Here is a 19411-nt window from a genome sequence, read left to right on the forward strand (position 1 = left end):
AGATGGAAGAACAACGGCAGAAAGAAAAAATCATGGCAGATACGTTACAGTTTATTGCACCAGGGACACCCATCAGGGAGGGAATCAACAACATTCTCCGCTCCCAGACGGGTGGACTGGTTGTAGTGGGTTTCAATGATAAAGTGAAAGAAATGGTGGACGGAGGCTTTTCCATCAACTGTCCCTTCAGTCCTGCCTATGTATATGAATTGGCAAAAATGGACGGTGCCATTATACTCAACGAAAAAGGCACGAAAATACTATATGCCAACGCCCAATTGACACCTAACTCCACCATCATTTCCACTGAAACCGGTATGAGGCACCGTACAGCGGAACGTGTGGCCAAGCAGACCGGCTGTCTTGTCATCGCCATCTCCCAGCGGCGTAATGTCATCACCTTGTACAAAGGGGATTTCCGCTATGCGTTAAGGGATATCGGAGTTATTTTCACCAAAGCCAATCAGGCGATCCAGACACTTGAAAAATATAAATCCGTGCTGGACCAGGGGATCACCAACCTTGGAGCATTGGAATTTGAGGAACAAGTATCCTTATCGGAACTATTACAGGTTATCCACCGTATTGAAATGGTACTTCGTATCAAAAATGAGATTCTAAGCTATATCAATGAGCTAGGCACGGAAGGGAGACTCATTCGCCTTCAAATGACGGAACTTCTTGCTCATATTGAAGAAGAGGCAATCCTTCTTATCAAGGATTATTGCGTGGATAAAGACATGGATGCATTCATGATCTTAAGAAGATTGCAGGAATTGGCCAATACGGACTTATTGGATGATGCCGTCATTTTAAAAATGTTAGGATATTCTGGTTTTATGAATCCGGATGAAATCGTCCTTCCAAGAGGGTACAGAGTCCTGCATAAGATTCCTAGACTTCCCCCGCTCGTCATAGAAAACCTTGTCTGCCGTTTTCAAAACCTGAAGCATATCATCGTCGCGACAGTGGAAGAACTAGATGATGTAGATGGCATCGGCGAAGTCCGGGCAAGAAAGATAAAAGAGGGGCTGAAGCGGATACAGGATCAGCTTCTTATCGACCGTCAAATGTAGGACGGAGAGCTTTGAAAATCTTGAATGTGACAAAATCCTAACAAATGTAAATTAAAAGCTTTTTCGACGTTTTATTTAATGGAAACTGTTTATAATGAATAAAAGGAGGTGAGGCAATGTTAAGGCGTATGGTTCAAGTATTCTTTCTAATTCTTGGTGGGACATTGGGAATATTCTTTATCCCCGAGCTGTTTTCCCTCTTAAATGTAGGAGATATTCCTTTTCTTACGAAGCCTTATACTGTTGCGATCTTAGGAGCAATTATATTTTTCATCCTTACTTTTTGGTTAGTGGATTATGTGGTCGGATTCATTAAGTGGATAGAGGAATCATTGGTGAAAGCGCCGGTAACAGATGTGTTATTCGGTAGCCTGGGACTTATTTTCGGGTTGATTGTCGCCTATTTAGCGGTCATCCCCCTTGAGAGAATTCCATTTGTCAGTGCCATCTTCCCTATTTTCATTACCATTCTATTAGGGTATCTCGGATTCCAGGTAGGCTTTAAGAAACGGGATGAGCTAGTGAACTTGTTCTCGATCTCATCTAAATTCGGCAAGAAGAAGGCGGTGGAGGAAGACGATTTAGACCTTTCTTCTAAAAAGCTGAAAATCTTGGATACGAGTGTGATCATTGATGGAAGAGTGGCGGATATCTGCCAGACGGGCTTTTTGGAAGGGACGATTGTCATTCCGAGATTTGTCCTGGAAGAGCTGCAGCATATAGCCGATTCATCTGACGTGCTGAAACGAAATCGTGGCCGACGCGGCTTGGATATTTTGAACAGAATCCAAAAGGAATTAGCCATAAAAGTAGAAATCTATGAAGGCAATTTTGAAGATATACAGGAAGTGGACAGTAAACTTGTTAAATTGGCAAAATTGACTTCCGGTGTGGTCGTGACCAATGACTTCAATTTGAATAAAGTCTGCGAGCTTCAAAGTGTCGAAGTCTTGAATATCAACGATCTCGCCAATGCGGTCAAGCCGGTCGTCCTTCCGGGTGAAGAACTGACCGTCCAAGTCATCAAGGACGGAAAAGAGCATAACCAAGGCGTTGCATACCTAGATGACGGGACGATGATCGTCGTGGAAGAAGGCCGTGATTACATCGGCAAGCACATACAAGTCCTTGTTACAAGTGTCTTGCAGACCTCTGCGGGACGAATGATTTTTGCCAAGCCCAAACAACTGGAACGGGCGGCCTTATAAGTAGTGGATGAATGGATGCTACCCTAGCTGATGGTGGGAGCGAAGCCTGGCGCGGAAACCATCAGCGGTACTCAATCAGTCCAACATAAGAAACCTCTACCCTCTTAAGCCTTGCTTGGAGGGTTGAAGTTATTTCAGAATATTTTTTAATGGACTCTGAAAAATCAACACCTACGGGAGAGAAAAAATGAACTATCAAGTAATCGTACTGGCGGCAGGTCAGGGGAAACGAATGAAGGCGGGAAAGAATAAGCAATTTATCGAACTTGAGGGGAAACCCGTCATCATTCACACCCTCTCCGCCTTTGAAGAAGACCCTTACTGTGATCAAATCAAACTAGTCATCAATGACAAAGAAAAAGATATTTTCCAAGAGCTTTTCACCCTTTATCCGATAAAGAAAATAAAAGAAATCATACCCGGTGGGGAAGAACGGCAGGATAGCGTGTATAATGGGCTTAACTCGATTCAATCAGCAGAGATTGTGCTTGTCCATGACGGGGCAAGGCCCTTCATTTCCCAAAAAGTCATCCACAATCTGGTGAAGAAAGCATCTAAAGAGGGAGCCGCAATTGTCGGAGTCCCTGTGAAAGATACCATCAAGCGGGTAAGCAGTGGGGGAGTTGTGGAAGAGACGGTCGAACGGTCCAGTTTATGGTCCATCCAGACTCCGCAAGCTTTCCGTTATCCTATTTTGAAGGAAGCGCATGAAAAGGCAAAGATGGAAAACTACTTGGGGACCGATGAGGCGAGCCTTGTGGAGAGGATACATATACCGGTACATATAGTAGAAGGCGAATATGAAAATTTCAAGCTGACAACCCCGGAGGATTTAATCCTCGCCAAAGCTTTTTTACAAAAATAGTTCATCTGTAGTGGGGGTGCAAGGTGTGGGACTCCGGCGGGAGGTAGCGGTAGGTTGAGACTCCGAGCGTTGTGAGGAGCTCAAGCACTGCCCACTGGATAAGCGAACACCTGCAGGAGTGAGATCAATCTCAAATGAGAAAAATACATATAAATGGAGAGGTGTACCATGTTTCGAATTGGACAAGGTTTTGATGTACATCAGTTTGCAGAAGACAGACCGTTGATTATCGGGGGAATCACCATCCCTTATGAAAAAGGACTTCTTGGACATTCTGATGCAGACGTACTATTACATACAATTTCCGACGCCTGCTTAGGCGCTATAGGAGAAGGGGATATCGGGAAACACTTCCCCGACACAGATCCCGCATTCAAAAATGCCGATTCCGCTGTTTTAATGGAACAGGTATGGGCAATAGTAAAAGAAAAAGGGTACAAACTCGGCAATGTGGACTGTACCATCATTGCGCAAAAACCAAAGATGGCTCCCCACATCGAACCGATGCGTAAAAGAATTGCCGAACTTTTAGAAGCAGATATTGATCAAGTCAATGTAAAAGCGACCACCACCGAAAAACTCGGTTTCACAGGGAGAGAAGAAGGCATCGCCGCCCAAGCAGCCGTCCTCTTGCTAAAGAAATAGTTTTGTAAGACGTGATATCTAGCTGTTGATTGGAGCAAAAGGCGAAGACTCCTTAGGGAGATAGCGCTAGGTGGAGACCCCGCAGGCGTAAGCCGAGGAGGCTCCAGCAGCGCCCCTAGGAAAGCGAAGCCATTTGCGGAAATCAACAGCGGCGTTATAACAAAGCCATAGAAAGAAATAGATACGAATCCAGTATTTTTATGTTAAAATAATGCTTAGTTTTAAAAACCGTCCGGGCCCGAAAGCCGACGGAAAATGGAGGTAACAAACATGACAGTCCGTGTACGATATGCCCCAAGTCCAACAGGGCACTTACATATAGGAAATGCCAGAACCGCACTATTCAACTACCTGTTTGCACGCAGCCAAAACGGGAAATTCATCATCCGTATTGAAGATACAGACAAAAAACGCAACATTGCAGGTGGAGAAGAGAGCCAGCTGAAATATTTGAAGTGGCTCGGTATGGACTGGGATGAAAGCGTGGATGTAGGTGGCGAGTATGGTCCATACCGTCAATCAGAACGCAATGACATCTACACCAAATTCTATAATGAGCTTTTAGAAAAAGACCTTGCCTATAAATGCTATTGCACGGAAGAGGAGCTTGAAGCGGAGCGCGAAGGACAAATCGCCCGTGGAGAGAACCCTAGTTACTCTGGCAAGCATAGCAACTTAACTGAAGAAGAGCGACATGCCTTTGAAGCGGAAGGAAGAGAGCCGAGCATCCGCTTTCGCGTGCCAAAGGGGAAGGAAATCAAGTTCCATGACATGGTAAAAGGGGACGTCTCCTTTGAATCAGATGGCATTGGGGACTTTGTTATTGTAAAGAAGGATGGAACACCGACATATAACTTTGCCGTAGCGGTGGATGATCATTTGATGAAGATCTCCCACGTGCTACGCGGGGATGACCATATTTCCAACACGCCAAAACAGATTATGATCTTTGAAGCGTTGGGCTGGGAAGTTCCGACATTCGGCCACATGACATTGATTGTAAATGAGAGCCGCAAGAAGTTAAGTAAACGTGATGAATCCATCATTCAGTTTATTGAGCAATATGAAGAGCTTGGCTACTTACCGGAAGCATTATTCAACTTCATTGCCTTGCTTGGCTGGTCTCCTGTCGGGGAAGAGGAGGTCTTCTCTAAGGACCAATTCATCGAGATTTTTGATACGGCACGTTTATCCAAATCACCTGCCGTATTTGATACAAACAAATTGACGTGGATGAATAACCAATACATTAAAACGATGGATCTTGATCGACTTGTAGATCTGTCCATGCCACACCTCGTTAAAGCGGGTCGCCTTGAAAGTTCTATGACAGATGACCAGAAGGCCTGGACAAAAGAGCTTATCGGGCTTTACCAAGAGCAGATGAGTTTTGGAGCGGAGATAGTAGAACTGACAGAAATGTTCTTCCAAACCCACATCGAATACGACGAAGAAGCAAAAGCTGTCCTAGCTGAAGAACAAGTACCTGAAGTAATGACTGCATTCCATAAAGAATTGGAAGCGATGGAGGACTTCTCGGTAGACAACATCAAAGCTGCTACGAAAGCCGTCCAAAAAGCGACCGGGCATAAAGGGAAAAAGCTGTTCATGCCGATCCGTGTGGCAACAACAGGCCAAACACATGGTCGCGACCTGCCACAAACCATCCACCTTTTAGGAAAAGATACGGTTTTAGCAAGATTATCAAAGCTAATCGGTTAACATTTTCATTAAAACGTAATATGATAGAACTAACCTTTTTATAATGATAAAAATGATCGTTTGAAAAATAACTGGGACTGCTTGGTTTTCATGCAGTCTGAGCATGAATGTAGAAGAGGAGAGTAAGGAACGTCCATCCTTCCCAGAGAAGATCGCCACCGGCTGCAAGCGATCTAAGTGATGACTTTTCTGAAATGCACCTCTGAGTCTGTTGCTAAAAGGCACCAATGCCGAGTAAGTACCAGCGGCAACCTCCCGTTACGAGGCTTAAGTAGGGATGATGTGATCTTTTCAAAAAGCCAGTCACCATCCAAACAGAGTGGAACCGCGCCAAAAGCGTCTCTGTGTCAATGACACCGAGGCGTTTTTATTTTTGAGAAACATTCCAGGTGGCAATGAGTAATGGTGGCCTAAATAGTATCACGTACCCCCCCTGTTGACTGAAGAGCAGGGAGTGAGACTCCGGCGGGAGGTAGCGGTAGACTTGAGACGCTCAAGCACCGCCCACTGGATAAGCGAACTCCCGGAACGAAAAAAACAGGGAATTAACCAGTTAAGTAAAATAAACGGAAATAAATTAACAAACGCAAAACGAAAGGAGGATCACTACATGTTTCGTACATTGAAGGAAGACATTGAAGTCGTATTCGAACAAGATCCGGCTGCAAGAAATCATTTAGAAGTGATCCTGACATACTCAGGTCTCCATGCCGTATGGGCCCACAGATTGGCTCACGCCTTTTTTAAGCGTAAAATGTTCTTCATCGCCAGGGTCATCTCCCAGATAAGCCGATTCTTCACAGGGATCGAAATCCATCCGGGAGCAAAAATAGGCCGAAGATTTTTCATTGACCACGGAATGGGTGTTGTCATAGGTGAAACCTGTGAAATTGGGAATAATGTTACTGTCTTCCAAGGAGTAACGCTCGGGGGTACCGGGAAAGAAAAAGGTAAACGGCACCCAACCATTCAAGACCACGCCCTGATTGCAACAGGAGCAAAGGTGTTGGGTTCCATCACGATAGGGGAGAACTCCAAGGTCGGAGCGGGATCTGTTGTACTGAAGGATGTACCAGCCAACTCCACGGTTGTGGGCATTCCGGGCAAAATTGTGATCCAGGATGGGGTAAAAGTAAAAAGGGACTTGAACCATCATGAAATGCCAGACCCGACCGGAGACAGATTTGTGGAATTGGAGAAACAAATCGCACAACTGCAAAATGAACTGATATTTTTAAAAGAGAGGAAGAAAATAGATGACCATTCATCTTTATAATACACTGACACGTCAAAAGGAAAAATTTGTCCCGCTTGAAGAGGGGAAGGTCAAGATGTATGTTTGCGGACCGACCGTCTATAACTATATCCATATCGGGAATGCAAGACCGCCGATTGTATTTGATACGGTAAGAAGATACCTCGAGTACCGCGGCTATGAAGTCAACTATGTATCCAATTTTACAGATGTGGATGACAAGCTGATCAAGGCTGCCAATGAGCTGGGCGAAGATGTACCGACGATTGCGGACCGATTCATCGCTGCTTACCATGAGGATGTCTCTGCGCTTGGTTGCAAAAAGGCAACCGTACATCCAAGGGTCACAGAAAATATGGATATCATCATTGAATTCATTGAAGCGCTAATTGAAAAAGGCTTTGCCTATGAGTCTGGTGGAGACGTGTACTACAGAACCCGCGAGTTCGAAGAGTACGGCAAGCTCTCCCATCAACCGATCGAAGACCTGCAGCTTGGAACACGCATTGAAGTAGGCGAAAAGAAACAAGACGCACTGGACTTTGTACTGTGGAAAGCGGCAAAAGAAGGGGAAATCCACTGGGACAGTCCGTGGGGGAAAGGCAGACCAGGCTGGCATATCGAGTGCTCGGCAATGGCACGTAAATACCTTGGCGACACCATTGATATCCACGCAGGTGGACAGGACCTCTCCTTCCCACATCATGAAAATGAAATTGCTCAATCGGAAGCATTAACAGGCAAGACGTTTGCTAAGTATTGGTTGCATAATGGGTATATTAATATTGATAACGAAAAAATGTCTAAGTCACTGGGGAACTTTGTGTTGGTACATGACATCATTCAAAAGCATGACCCGCAACTGCTTCGTTTCTTCATGCTATCGGTTCATTACCGTCATCCGATCAACTATAATGAAGAGCTGCTTCAAAGCACCAAGAATGGCCTGGATCGTTTACGTACAGCCTACATTAACCTGAAACACCGTTTGGATAATACAGCAGATCTTGCAACAGATGCTACAGAATGGCTACAAAAAGTAGAAGAGTTTAAAAACGAATTCATCAAAGTGATGGACGATGATTTTAATACAGCCAATGCCATTTCTATTTTATTTGACATGGCTAAACAAGCCAACCTTTACTTAAATGGAAAAAACACCTCCGAAAAAGTGTTACAAGCATTCATCACCCAATTTGAAGAGCTGTTCTCAGTAATCGGAGTGTCCCTAACAGTAGAAGAGGAGCTTTTGGATGAGGAAATCGAAAGCCTGATCCAGCAGCGCATCGATGCCAGAAAAAACCGTGACTTTGCAAGAGCCGACCAGATTCGTGATGAGCTGAAAGCAAAAAACATCATTCTCGAAGATACCGCACAAGGCACAAGATGGAAAAGAGGCTAAACCAGTAATGAGCAACAGCAATGTGGATGCAAAGCAATTAAATAGTTTGGCGCTCGCTTATATGGGGGATGCGGTGTATGAAGGGTATATTCGCCACCATCTTTTGAAATCCGGCAAAATACGCCCAAATCAGTTGCATCGTGCAGCAACGAACTATGTGTCTGCGAAATCGCAGGCACATCTGCTTCATCAGCTGATGGAGCGGGAATTTTTCAGCGAAGAGGAACAAGGTGTCATCAGGCGGGGCCGCAATGCCAAATCCGGCTCCGTACCGAAGAATACGGATGTTCAAACATACCGCTATTCCACCGCATTTGAAGCACTGATTGGCTATTTATACTTACATGAAGACATAGAACGAATGGAAGAAATCGTGTTTACCTGCATAGAACTGGTAGACAGCAAGAGAGGTGAATAGAGATGACAAAAGAATTCATTATGGGACGTAATCCAGTGCTTGAGGCACTTAAATCAAATCGTGAAATCAACAAACTCTGGATAGCAGAAGGTGGTCAAAAAGGCTCTATCCAACAAGTGATCGCCATGGCAAAAGAGGCAAACGTTCTGGTGCAGTTTGTCCCTCGTAAAAAAATTGATCAGATGGTGGAAGGGAACCACCAGGGGGTCGTCGCTTCTGTAGCGGCATATGACTATGCGGAACTAGATGACCTTTACCGATCAGCGGAAGAGAGAAAGGAGGATCCTTTCTTCTTGATTCTGGACGAAATAGAAGATCCGCATAATCTTGGTTCCATCATGCGTACAGCGGATGCTGTGGGTGCTCACGGAATCATCATTCCGAAGCGGAGAGCAGTGGGACTGACAGCAACTGTCGCCAAATCATCCACCGGGGCGATCGAGCACATTCCAGTCGTACGAGTGACCAACCTTGCAAGAACGGTGGACGAGCTGAAGGAAAGAGGACTCTGGATATTCGGCACTGATGCAAAAGGAACGGTGGATTACACGAAAATGGATGGCTCCCTGCCACTTGGCCTGATAATCGGCAGTGAAGGCAAAGGGATGGCAAGGCTGTTAAAGGAAAAATGTGACTTCCTTGTATCGTTGCCGATGGTGGGGAAAGTGACGTCTTTGAACGCTTCTGTTGCTGCCAGTCTATTAATGTATGAGGTTTTCCGCAAAAGAATGCCGGCAGGAGAGTAAAGGAAGATGGATATTCTACTGGTGGATGGATATAACATTATCGGAGCGTGGCCGGAGCTGAGAGTACTGAAAGACAAGGATCTCGCGATGGCCCGTGATATCCTTATTTCGAGAATGGCAGAATACCAGGCCTATACTGGCTATAAAGTGATAGTTGTTTTTGATGCCCACATGTCCCAGGGGATAGAAACTAAGTACAAAAACCATCGTGTTGAAGTCATTTATACTCGGGAAAATGAAACGGCAGATGAAAGAATCGAAAAACTGGCCATCAGTTTAAGTGATATCCGTACGCAAATTCATGTTGCAACGTCCGATTATACCGAGCAATGGGCAATTTTTGGACAAGGGGCTTTGCGGAAATCTGCTAGGGAACTCCTGAATGAATCAGATACAATCGAAGTGAAAATAAAAAAGAGGGTAACAAAATTTACCAACGAAAAACCTTCTAAACGCATTGAGTTAGACAATGAAATTTCAGCAATTTTCGAAAAATGGCGCCGAGGACAGCGATGAGTGGTTGACGGTCAATTTGTGCCTACTGTATAATATTTCTATCTACTGATTCAGCCGGAGGGATAGGTGTGATAGTGAGCGATCCAAGAAATGCCAACAGGACATTAGAGCTTATGGAAGACGAACAGATGGTAGAACTTGTGCATTTAGGTGACAGTGAAGCGCTGGATTATTTAATCAACAAGTATAAAAATTTCGTTCGCGCGAAGGCTAGATCCTATTTTCTCATAGGTGCAGATCGCGAAGATATTGTGCAAGAAGGTATGATTGGTCTTTACAAGGCAATTCGTGACTTCAAAGAGGACAAGCTGACTTCTTTCAAAGCATTTGCGGAATTGTGCATCACCAGACAAATCATCACTGCGATTAAAACGGCCACGAGACAAAAGCATATTCCATTGAATTCGTACGTATCGCTGGACAAGCCTATTTATGACGAGGAATCAGATCGCACATTAATGGATGTCATTTCCGGAGCAAAAGTGATGGATCCGGAAGAACTGATCATAAATCAAGAAGAATTTGATGATATAGAGGTGAAGATGGGCGAGCTGTTAAGCGACCTGGAAAGAAAGGTGCTTGCTCTCTATCTGGATGGACGTTCTTATCAGGAAATTTCAGAAGATTTAAACCGGCATGTGAAATCCATCGATAACGCCTTGCAAAGGGTGAAGCGCAAGCTCGAGCGATACCTGGAGCTTAGGGAAATCACATTGTAATCCACAAGTGGAAGCGCATAACAAAACACATGATTGAGCGTTCTACTTGACATTGACTAATTATTACACCTATGTTACATTTTTATGGACATCTTTGTTCAGTTCAGGTGGTGTAACACATGCAAAGTAAGGTGGCACTTGCTTGTGCAGCTTGTTCTTCCCGAAACTATTCAACAGTCAAAGGGAAAGCGCAAAGCGGCGAGCGTTTAGAGATAAAGAAGTTTTGCAAGGTTTGTAATGCTCACACCGTTCATCGGGAGACAAAATAGATCAGTATTTCTGGGGTTGGAGGTTACATGGATGGGACGTTTGACTAATTTTTTTCGTGATGTAGCTCGCGAAATGAAGAAAGTAAGCTGGCCAAAACGCAAGGAATTAACTCGTTACACAATCACAGTAGTAACAACTGTATTGTTTGTCACAGTATTCTTCTGGATTGTGGACATGGGTATTTCCGAATTGTTGCGTACTGTGATTAAATAAGTAATTCAAACTTATTCCTTTTACTCTTGAATAAGTAGTGTTATATCATGGTATAATGTAAATAATACTTTCTGACAAAAAGCCCGTTCAACGGGTTTTTTCATTTGGAAAAAAACAAGCATTCTTTACTAGTTTCAATGATTTTAAAACACTGTTGATATATTGGCCGCCCCTGTTGATTAAAGTGCAGGGTGTGAGACTCCTGAGGGAGATAGCGGTAGCTTGAGACCCCCGAGCGTAGCGAGGAGGCTCAAGCAGCGCCCAAAGGATAAGCGAACACCCGGAATGGAAACCAACAGGAGTTATGGGATTCTTAAGATTAAGGATTTTGGTTGTCATTCATATTCATCTATCAACGATATGTATAAGATTTGCTATCAGCAACAAAAAGTTACGAAAAGGGAGGGACGGACACAAGTCCTAAACAATGGAGAAAAACTGGTACGTCGTTCATACTTATTCCGGATACGAGAATAAAGTAAAAGCGAACTTAGAAAAACGAGTAGAATCAATGGGGATGCAAGATAAAATCTTCCGCGTTGTCGTTCCTGAAGAAGAAGAAACCGACATCAAAAACGGCAAAAAGAAAGTAACAAAGAAAAAGGTATTCCCTGGTTACGTGCTAGTCGAAATCGTCATGACAGACGATTCCTGGTATGTAGTACGTAACACACCTGGAGTCACAGGTTTCGTGGGATCAAGCGGATCCGGTTCCAAGCCAACGCCTCTATTGGATGACGAAATTGCATTCATCCTGAAGAGAATGGGCATGATGGAGAAGCAAGTCGAAGTAGACTTCGATCTGAAAGAATCCGTGAAAGTGACAGAAGGTCCTTTCGCAAACTTCACCGGACATATCGTCGAACTGGATAAAGACAAGCATAAAGTGAAAGTTTTAGTAAATATGTTTGGCCGTGAAACCCCTGTGGAGCTTGACTTTACACAGATTGAAAAATTATAATGTAAAAAAACTTGAAATAGTTTCGTAAAAATGATATTATTTCAAAGGTCAGTATGTCTCTGAAACAGAGACTATTAATAAAAAAATATTCTTTATTAAATATATAAAGAATGAGTTGAGTGGGAGGGAGAAATCCCAGATACCACATCACGGACTTAAGGAGGTGTGTCTCGTGGCTAAAAAAGTAATTAAAATGGTAAAGCTACAAATTCCGGCAGCGAAAGCTAACCCAGCACCACCAGTTGGACCAGCACTAGGTCAAGCAGGTGTTAACATCATGGGTTTCTGTAAAGAGTTCAACGCTCGTACAGCGGATCAAGCTGGATTGATTATCCCTGTTGAAATCACGGTTTTTGAAGACCGTTCATTTACATTTATTACGAAAACTCCACCTGCTGCAGTTTTACTTAAAAAAGCAGCTGGTATCGAGTCTGGTTCTGGTGAACCAAACCGTAATAAAGTTGCAACAGTTAAGCGTGATAAAGTACGCGAAATTGCGGAGACGAAAATGCCAGATCTAAACGCTGCAAGCGTAGAAGCTGCAATGCGCATGGTTGAAGGTACTGCTCGTAGCATGGGTATCACAATCGAAGACTGATCCCATTGCTTTTGATTTAACTGCTGTTCAGGGTTGCGGACTTTGGTTTATGGCCAATTCGCAACCTTTATTCGTGGGAGGTTATTCCGCTAAAACCACATAAGGAGGACATTTAAAATGGCTAAAAGAGGTAAAAAGTACATCGAAGCTGCGAAACTTGTAGACCGTACAACGGCTTACTCTGTTAACGAAGCTATCGAATTAGTTAAGAAAACAAACACTGCGAAGTTCGACGCTACTGTGGAAGTTGCATTCCGCCTTGGAGTTGACCCTCGTAAAAACGACCAACAGATCCGTGGAGCAGTAGTGCTTCCTCATGGAACTGGTAAAACTCAAAAAGTCCTAGTTTTCGCTAAAGGCGAAAAAGCGAAAGAAGCAGAAGCTGCTGGAGCTGACTATGTTGGGGATGCTGACATGATCGCGAAAATCAACCAAGGTTGGTTCGATTTCGACGTAATCGTTGCTACTCCAGACATGATGGGTGAAGTTGGTAAATTAGGACGCGTATTAGGACCTAAAGGCTTAATGCCAAACCCTAAAACTGGAACAGTTACATTTGATGTAACAAAAGCTGTTAACGAGATTAAAGCTGGTAAAGTTGAATACCGTCTTGATAAATCCGGTAACATCCATGTTCCAATCGGTAAGATCTCTTTCGAAGATGCGAAGCTTGCTGAAAACTTCACAACTATCTATGAGACTTTACTAAAAGCTAAACCGGCAGCTGCAAAAGGTACATTCATGAAGAACGTTGCTGTTACTTCTACAATGGGACCTGGAGTAAAAGTTGACGCTTCTACTTTCGTAGCTACCAAAAACTAACATATTGACATAAGATAACTACACGGTTATAATAATCGTTGTGTTTATAAAATGATATTGTTTGTACCGTAGACAGTAGGTGCCAATCGGCTTAATTTCCTACCGAGGTGTGAATTTTTACGATCAAAAGCCTTGTGCTTTTAACGATAAAACTTCTGCCTCCACCTGCGTGGGGGCATTCTTTATGTACACCGGTCGGTATAAGTGGTAACCAACTTTTTAGGAGGTGTAACGATGAGCAAAGCAGTTGAAGTAAAAAAACAAGCTGTTGGAGAAATCGCTGACAAGTTTAAAGCTTCTGTATCTACTATCGTAGTTGACTACCGTGGACTTAACGTTGCGGAAGTAACAGAACTTCGTAAACAACTTCGTGAAGCAGGTGTTGAGTTCAAGGTTTTCAAAAACTCTTTAACTCGCCGTGCGGCTGAAGCAGCAGACATCAACGGACTGAACGACGCATTAACAGGACCTAACGCTATCGCATTCTCTACTGAAGATGTAGTAGCTCCTGCTAAGATCCTTAATGACTTCGCGAAAAAGCACGAAGCATTAGAAATCAAAGCTGGTGTAATCGAAGGAAATGTTGCAACGGTTGAAGAAGTAAAAGCTCTTGCTGAACTTCCATCCCGTGAAGGTCTTCTTTCCATGTTGCTTAGCGTCCTTCAAGCTCCAATCCGCAACTTGGCTCTTGTTACGAAAGCAGTTGCAGAGCAAAAAGAAGAGCAAGGCGCTTAATTTCAATTTAGCAAGTTAAGTAAGAAAAACAATAAAACTTATAATATCTAAGGAGGAAATTAACAATGACACACGAACAAATCATTGAAGCGGTTAAAAATATGACTGTTTTAGAACTAAACGACCTAGTAAAAGCAATCGAAGAAGAATTTGGTGTAACTGCTGCTGCTCCTGTAGCTGTAGCTGGTGGCGGAGCTGCTGAAGCTGCTGCTGAGCAAACTGAATTTGATGTAATCCTAGCTAACGCTGGTGGACAAAAAATCAAGGTTATCAAAGTAGTACGTGAAATCACTGGCCTCGGTCTTAAAGAAGCTAAAGAAGTTGTAGACAACGCTCCTAAAGCTCTTAAAGAAGGTATTGCTAAAGAAGAAGCTGAAGAAATCAAAGCTAAACTTGAAGAAGTTGGAGCTTCTGTAGAAGTTAAGTAATTACAGGCTCTTAAAAAGGAAAGCTCGCTACGTGTTAGCGGGCTTTTTTTAAACGGTGCCACACTTGATGTAAGGATCGTTTGGTTACTGTCTTTTTCAAGGGTGCTAATATATGAAGTTGATTTGTTAAGGCTGTTTCAAAAGAATTTGTTGCTTTTTCGAATGTATCAACCAACGATATATTCCTTACTGCCTTGCTCTTTTCTGGCTGTATATTTAGAATGGGTAAGCGGTAAAAAAGTCCAATTGCAGACTTTTTACTAGGTAATAGCAACAATCTTTGAGAAAAGAGCCTTGTTGAAAAGCAAAAGATAGCTTTTCAGATAAGGAGACTAAATATGACGAATCATTATTATACAAACAAGCCATCTGTGGAAAGCAACCGTCAACAATGGAAATTTGATTTAAAAGGTAACAACTTTTCTTTCATAACGGATAGCGGTGTTTTTTCAAAAAAAGAAGTGGACTTTGGATCAAGAGTGCTGATAGAGGCTTTTGAAGAACCGGAAGTGGAAGGTCGCATTCTGGATGTTGGCTGTGGATATGGTCCGATTGGATTGTCTCTTGCAAAATTCTATCCGCATCGTCACGTGGACATGATTGATGTCAATGAAAGAGCTGTTGAGCTTGCCAAAGAAAACGGTTCTATTAACAAAGTGGAGAATATCACTGTTTTTACTAGTGATATCTATGAAAAAGTCACTACCACCGATTATGCAGCAATACTTTCCAATCCTCCGATACGCGCCGGGAAAAAAGTGGTGCATGAGATCCTGGAAAAAGCTTGGACGCACTTGGCTCCAAAGGGAGAACTGTGGGTTGTGATCCAAAAGAAGCAGGGAGCTCCTTCCGCAATGGAGAAATTGGAGTCTTTATTTGAGGAAGTGGAAGTTGTAACGAAGAAAAAAGGCTATTCCATTATCAAATCAAAAAAGGGTTGACTTGGTTTTTTTGTTATGGTAGCATTGTTTAATGCCAATATGTATTTTTCTGAGCACTAATAATTTTATGTATTTTTCATGTATAAAATTAGTATGCTTGGAAAAGATAGTAAAATCAATAGAGCGATTGAAATGTGGTTTTCTGTATTGAAACCATTTTTTATTTTTAACATGGATTCTTTTAGCAGTATCGTTTCCATGTTGAATGTTTTTTTATGTTTGGCTTTGAGTGGTTTATATTATTTGAACTACTATTTAATAACGCTTGATACGAGGGGTGAATCAGTTGACAGGTCAACTAGTTCAATACGGACGACACCGCCAACGCAGAAGTTATGCTCGCATTAGTGAAGTATTAGATTTACCAAATCTAATAGAGATTCAAACATCTTCTTATCAATGGTTCCTGGATGAGGGATTGAGAGAAATGTTTCATGACATTTCCCCAATTGAAGACTTCACAGGAAATCTATCTTTAGAATTCATCGATTATAGCTTAGGGGAACCTAAATATTCTGTTGAAGAATCAAAGGAAAGAGATGTTACATACTCAGCTCCTTTACGTGTGAAGGTTCGTCTCATTAACAAAGAAACTGGTGAAGTAAAAGACCAGGATGTATTTATGGGTGATTTCCCGTTGATGACGGATACTGGTACGTTCGTTATTAATGGTGCAGAACGTGTTATTGTATCTCAGTTAGTGCGTTCTCCAAGTGTGTATTACAGCGGAAAAGTAGATAAAAATGGTAAAAAAGGCTTTTCGGCTACTGTTATTCCAAACCGTGGTGCATGGTTAGAATACGAGACTGACGCTAAAGATGTTGTATATGTTCGTATAGATCGTACTCGTAAACTACCAGTAACGGTTCTTTTGCGTGCTCTTGGATTCGGTTCCGACCAGGAGATCATTGATCTTATAGGTGAAAACGAGTACTTGCGCAATACTTTAGATAAGGATAACACAGAAAGTACCGAAAAGGCATTACTAGAAATATATGAGCGTTTACGCCCTGGGGAGCCACCTACGGTTGAAAATGCGAAAAGTTTATTAGAGTCTAGATTTTTCGATCCTAAACGCTATGATTTAGCAAGTGTTGGAAGATACAAGATTAATAAAAAGCTTCATATCAAGAACAGACTTTTCAATCAACGTATCGCTGAAACACTTGTAGACCCTGAAACAGGGGAAATCATCGTAGAAAAAGGTACACTGTTAGACCGTAGAACGTTAGATCGCATTCTACCTAACATTGAAGATGGCATCGGCCTGACTTCCTTCCATCCGCATGGCGGGGTAGTAGAAGATGAAGTGCCAATGCAATCTATTAAGATATATGCACCAAATGATGCAGAAGGTGAAAAAGAAATCGTCGTTTTAGGCAACGGTTTTATTGAAGAAAAGGTGAAGCATATCGCTCCGGCGGACATCATTGCTTCTATCAGTTATTTCTTTGACCTTCTACATGGTGTAGGCGACACAGACGATATCGATCACCTTGGTAACCGCCGTTTACGTTCTGTTGGAGAACTTCTTCAAAACCAGTTCCGTATCGGTCTATCCAGAATGGAGCGTGTAGTGCGTGAAAGAATGTCCATCCAGGACACTAACACCATTACTCCGCAACAACTGATCAATATCAGACCTGTTATCGCATCCATTAAAGAGTTCTTCGGAAGCTCTCAATTATCTCAGTTCATGGATCAAACGAATCCACTTGCCGAATTGACACATAAACGTAGATTGTCCGCACTTGGACCTGGTGGTTTAACGCGTGAGCGTGCTGGCTTTGAAGTACGTGACGTTCACTACTCCCACTATGGCCGTATGTGTCCGATCGAGACTCCTGAGGGACCAAACATTGGACTGATCAACTCCCTTTCTTCTTTTGCGAAAGTAAATAAATTTGGTTTCATTGAAACTCCTTACAGAAGAGTAGACCCTGAAACGGGTAGAGTGACAGACCAAATCGATTACTTGACAGCAGATGAGGAAGATAATTATGTAGTAGCCCAAGCGAACGCACGCCTTGGTGAAGATGGTACTTTCCTTGATGAGAACGTTGTTTCCCGTTTCCGCGGAGAGAACACCGTTGTTATAAGTGAAAGAATCGACTACATGGACGTTTCTCCTAAGCAAGTTGTTTCAGCTGCGACAGCGTGTATTCCTTTCTTGGAAAACGATGACTCCAACCGTGCCCTGATGGGAGCGAACATGCAACGTCAAGCTGTACCGTTGATGCAACCGGAATCACCGATTGTGGGTACAGGGATGGAGCACGTTTCTGCAAAAGACTCCGGTGCTGCAGTAATCTGTAAACACCCAGGTGTTGTAGAGCGCGTTGAAGCCCGTGAAGTTTGGGTGCGCCGTATGGAAGAAGTCGATGGGCAACAGGTAAAAGGCAACCTTGATAAGTACAGAATGCTTAAATTCATTCGTTCCAACCAGGGAACTTGTTATAACCAGCGTCCGATCGTTTCCGTTGGAGACGTTGTAACAAAAGGAGAAATCCTTGCAGACGGTCCTTCCATGGAAAAAGGTGAATTGGCACTAGGCCGTAACGTAATGGTCGGCTTCATGACATGGGACGGATATAACTATGAGGATGCCATCATCATGAGTGAGCGTCTGGTAAAAGACGATGTGTACACTTCCATTCATATTGAAGAGTATGAATCAGAAGCTCGTGACACTAAGCTTGGACCGGAGGAAATCACACGTGATATCCCGAACGTAGGGGAAGAGGCACTTAAGAATCTTGACGATCGTGGAATCATCAGAGTCGGTGCGGAAGTAAAAGATGGAGATCTATTGGTAGGAAAAGTAACTCCTAAAGGGGTAACCGAACTTACAGCTGAAGAACGTCTTTTACACGCAATCTTTGGTGAAAAAGCGAGAGAAGTACGTGATACATCACTGAGAGTTCCACACGGTGGTGGCGGTATCGTACTTGATGTAAAAGTATTCAACCGTGAAGATGGAGACGAGTTGCCACCAGGTGTTAACCAATTAGTTCGTGCATATATCGTTCAGAAGCGTAAAATTTCTGAAGGGGACAAAATGGCCGGACGACATGGTAACAAAGGGGTTATCTCCCGTATCTTACCGGAAGAAGATATGCCATATCTTCCAGACGGTACGCCAATTGACATCATGTTAAACCCACTGGGGGTTCCATCCCGTATGAACATCGGGCAGGTATTGGAGCTTCACCTGGGTATGGCAGCAAGAACCTTGGGTATCCACGTTGCTTCCGCCGTATTTGATGGCGCGCGTGAAGAAGACGTTTGGAGCACTTTAGAAGAGGCTGGCATGGCAAGAGATGCAAAAACTGTACTGTATGACGGAAGAACAGGTGAACCTTTCGACAGCCGCGTATCTGTCGGGATCATGTACATGATCAAACTTGCGCACATGGTTGACGACAAGTTGCACGCACGTTCGACTGGACCATACTCACTCGTTACACAGCAACCACTTGGTGGTAAAGCGCAATTCGGTGGACAGCGTTTCGGTGAGATGGAAGTTTGGGCACTTGAGGCTTATGGTGCCGCATATACACTTCAAGAAATCCTTACAGTTAAATCCGATGACGTAGTAGGACGTGTGAAAACGTACGAGGCGATCGTTAAAGGTGAAAATGTTCCTGAACCTGGTGTACCTGAATCTTTCAAAGTATTAATCAAAGAGCTTCAAAGTTTAGGTATGGACGTTAAAATCCTTTCTGGCGATGAAAAAGAGATTGAAATGAGAGACTTGGAAGATGACGAAGAACAATCTTCCGAAGGTATTTCCCTTGATTCCGATCAAGTAGAAGAAGTAAAAGAAACTGTCGCTAAAGACTGATGGCCAACAGGACTTTAAAGATAAGCA

Annotated in this window: 20 protein-coding genes and 1 other annotated feature; all 20 genes read left to right on the top strand. The window is 43.2% G+C overall.

The window, feature by feature from the left end:
* The first annotated feature begins 2 nt into the window (after window positions 1–2).
* The 20 genes from disA to rpoB all read left to right on the top strand — a co-directional run bounded on the left by disA (window position 3) and on the right by rpoB (window position 19384).
* Window positions 3–1076: a DNA integrity scanning diadenylate cyclase DisA gene (gene disA, locus MKY77_RS00595; protein ID WP_237665326.1), complete on the top strand. Its 1074-nt coding sequence runs from the start codon at window positions 3–5 to the stop codon at window positions 1074–1076.
* 116 nt (window positions 1077–1192) lie between these two features.
* Window positions 1193–2284, top strand: coding sequence for a PIN/TRAM domain-containing protein (locus MKY77_RS00600; protein ID WP_237665325.1), 1092 nt, complete (start codon window positions 1193–1195; stop codon window positions 2282–2284).
* Between the two features lie 187 nt (window positions 2285–2471).
* Window positions 2472–3149, top strand: coding sequence for a 2-C-methyl-D-erythritol 4-phosphate cytidylyltransferase (gene ispD, locus MKY77_RS00605; RefSeq protein ID WP_339148329.1), 678 nt, complete (start codon window positions 2472–2474; stop codon window positions 3147–3149).
* A gap of 168 nt (window positions 3150–3317) precedes the next feature.
* Window positions 3318–3794: a 2-C-methyl-D-erythritol 2,4-cyclodiphosphate synthase gene (gene ispF, locus MKY77_RS00610; protein WP_339148330.1), complete on the top strand. Its 477-nt coding sequence runs from the start codon at window positions 3318–3320 to the stop codon at window positions 3792–3794.
* Window positions 3795–4064: 270 nt separating this feature from the next.
* Window positions 4065–5516 (top strand): glutamate--tRNA ligase, encoded by a 1452-nt coding sequence (gene gltX / locus MKY77_RS00615; protein WP_339148331.1) that lies wholly within the window; start codon window positions 4065–4067, stop codon window positions 5514–5516.
* Window positions 5517–6078: 562 nt separating this feature from the next.
* Window positions 6079–6792 carry a serine O-acetyltransferase gene (gene cysE / locus MKY77_RS00620; protein ID WP_339149925.1) on the top strand — a complete coding sequence of 238 codons (714 nt, stop codon included), beginning with the start codon at window positions 6079–6081 and terminating at the stop codon, window positions 6790–6792.
* Window positions 6773–8173 carry a cysteine--tRNA ligase gene (cysS, locus tag MKY77_RS00625; protein WP_339148332.1) on the top strand — a complete coding sequence of 467 codons (1401 nt, stop codon included), beginning with the start codon at window positions 6773–6775 and terminating at the stop codon, window positions 8171–8173. Before cysE ends, cysS begins: the two co-directional genes overlap by 20 nt.
* 7 nt (window positions 8174–8180) lie before the next feature.
* Window positions 8181–8591 carry a Mini-ribonuclease 3 gene (locus MKY77_RS00630; protein WP_339148333.1) on the top strand — a complete coding sequence of 137 codons (411 nt, stop codon included), beginning with the start codon at window positions 8181–8183 and terminating at the stop codon, window positions 8589–8591.
* Between the two features lie 2 nt (window positions 8592–8593).
* The gene (gene rlmB / locus MKY77_RS00635; protein ID WP_339148334.1) at window positions 8594–9337 is read left to right on the top strand and encodes a 23S rRNA (guanosine(2251)-2'-O)-methyltransferase RlmB; all 744 of its coding nucleotides are present in this window, start codon (window positions 8594–8596) and stop codon (window positions 9335–9337) included.
* A 6-nt stretch (window positions 9338–9343) separates the two neighbouring features.
* The gene (locus MKY77_RS00640) at window positions 9344–9853 is read left to right on the top strand and encodes an NYN domain-containing protein (protein WP_339148335.1); all 510 of its coding nucleotides are present in this window, start codon (window positions 9344–9346) and stop codon (window positions 9851–9853) included.
* A 113-nt stretch (window positions 9854–9966) separates the two neighbouring features.
* The gene (gene sigH, locus MKY77_RS00645) at window positions 9967–10572 is read left to right on the top strand and encodes an RNA polymerase sporulation sigma factor SigH (RefSeq protein WP_087942026.1); all 606 of its coding nucleotides are present in this window, start codon (window positions 9967–9969) and stop codon (window positions 10570–10572) included.
* 119 nt (window positions 10573–10691) lie between these two features.
* Entirely contained in the window at window positions 10692–10841 is a 150-nt protein-coding gene (gene rpmG, locus MKY77_RS00650) for a 50S ribosomal protein L33 (protein ID WP_063558983.1), read from the top strand.
* A gap of 31 nt (window positions 10842–10872) precedes the next feature.
* Complete coding sequence (secE, locus tag MKY77_RS00655) at window positions 10873–11055, top strand: preprotein translocase subunit SecE (protein ID WP_237665316.1); 183 nt, start codon at window positions 10873–10875, stop codon at window positions 11053–11055.
* A gap of 427 nt (window positions 11056–11482) precedes the next feature.
* On the top strand, window positions 11483–12016 hold the full coding sequence (gene nusG, locus MKY77_RS00660; RefSeq protein WP_060666616.1) for a transcription termination/antitermination protein NusG: 534 nt from the start codon (window positions 11483–11485) through the stop codon (window positions 12014–12016).
* Between the two features lie 172 nt (window positions 12017–12188).
* On the top strand, window positions 12189–12614 hold the full coding sequence (gene rplK, locus MKY77_RS00665) for a 50S ribosomal protein L11 (protein ID WP_148967032.1): 426 nt from the start codon (window positions 12189–12191) through the stop codon (window positions 12612–12614).
* A gap of 117 nt (window positions 12615–12731) precedes the next feature.
* Window positions 12732–13436 (top strand): 50S ribosomal protein L1, encoded by a 705-nt coding sequence (gene rplA / locus MKY77_RS00670; RefSeq protein WP_339148337.1) that lies wholly within the window; start codon window positions 12732–12734, stop codon window positions 13434–13436.
* Between the two features lie 48 nt (window positions 13437–13484).
* Window positions 13485–13628: a sequence feature (ribosomal protein L10 leader region), on the top strand.
* Window positions 13629–13670: 42 nt separating this feature from the next.
* Window positions 13671–14171: a 50S ribosomal protein L10 gene (rplJ, locus tag MKY77_RS00675; RefSeq protein WP_339148338.1), complete on the top strand. Its 501-nt coding sequence runs from the start codon at window positions 13671–13673 to the stop codon at window positions 14169–14171.
* A gap of 65 nt (window positions 14172–14236) precedes the next feature.
* The gene (rplL, locus tag MKY77_RS00680) at window positions 14237–14599 is read left to right on the top strand and encodes a 50S ribosomal protein L7/L12 (RefSeq protein WP_060666612.1); all 363 of its coding nucleotides are present in this window, start codon (window positions 14237–14239) and stop codon (window positions 14597–14599) included.
* A 338-nt stretch (window positions 14600–14937) separates the two neighbouring features.
* The gene (locus MKY77_RS00685; RefSeq protein ID WP_339148339.1) at window positions 14938–15540 is read left to right on the top strand and encodes a class I SAM-dependent methyltransferase; all 603 of its coding nucleotides are present in this window, start codon (window positions 14938–14940) and stop codon (window positions 15538–15540) included.
* A gap of 286 nt (window positions 15541–15826) precedes the next feature.
* Entirely contained in the window at window positions 15827–19384 is a 3558-nt protein-coding gene (rpoB, locus tag MKY77_RS00690) for a DNA-directed RNA polymerase subunit beta (protein WP_339148340.1), read from the top strand.
* The last annotated feature ends 27 nt before the right edge of the window (window positions 19385–19411 follow it).

The organism is Sutcliffiella sp. FSL R7-0096 (assembly GCF_038595065.1).
GTDB lineage: Bacteria > Bacillota > Bacilli > Bacillales > Bacillaceae_I > Sutcliffiella_A.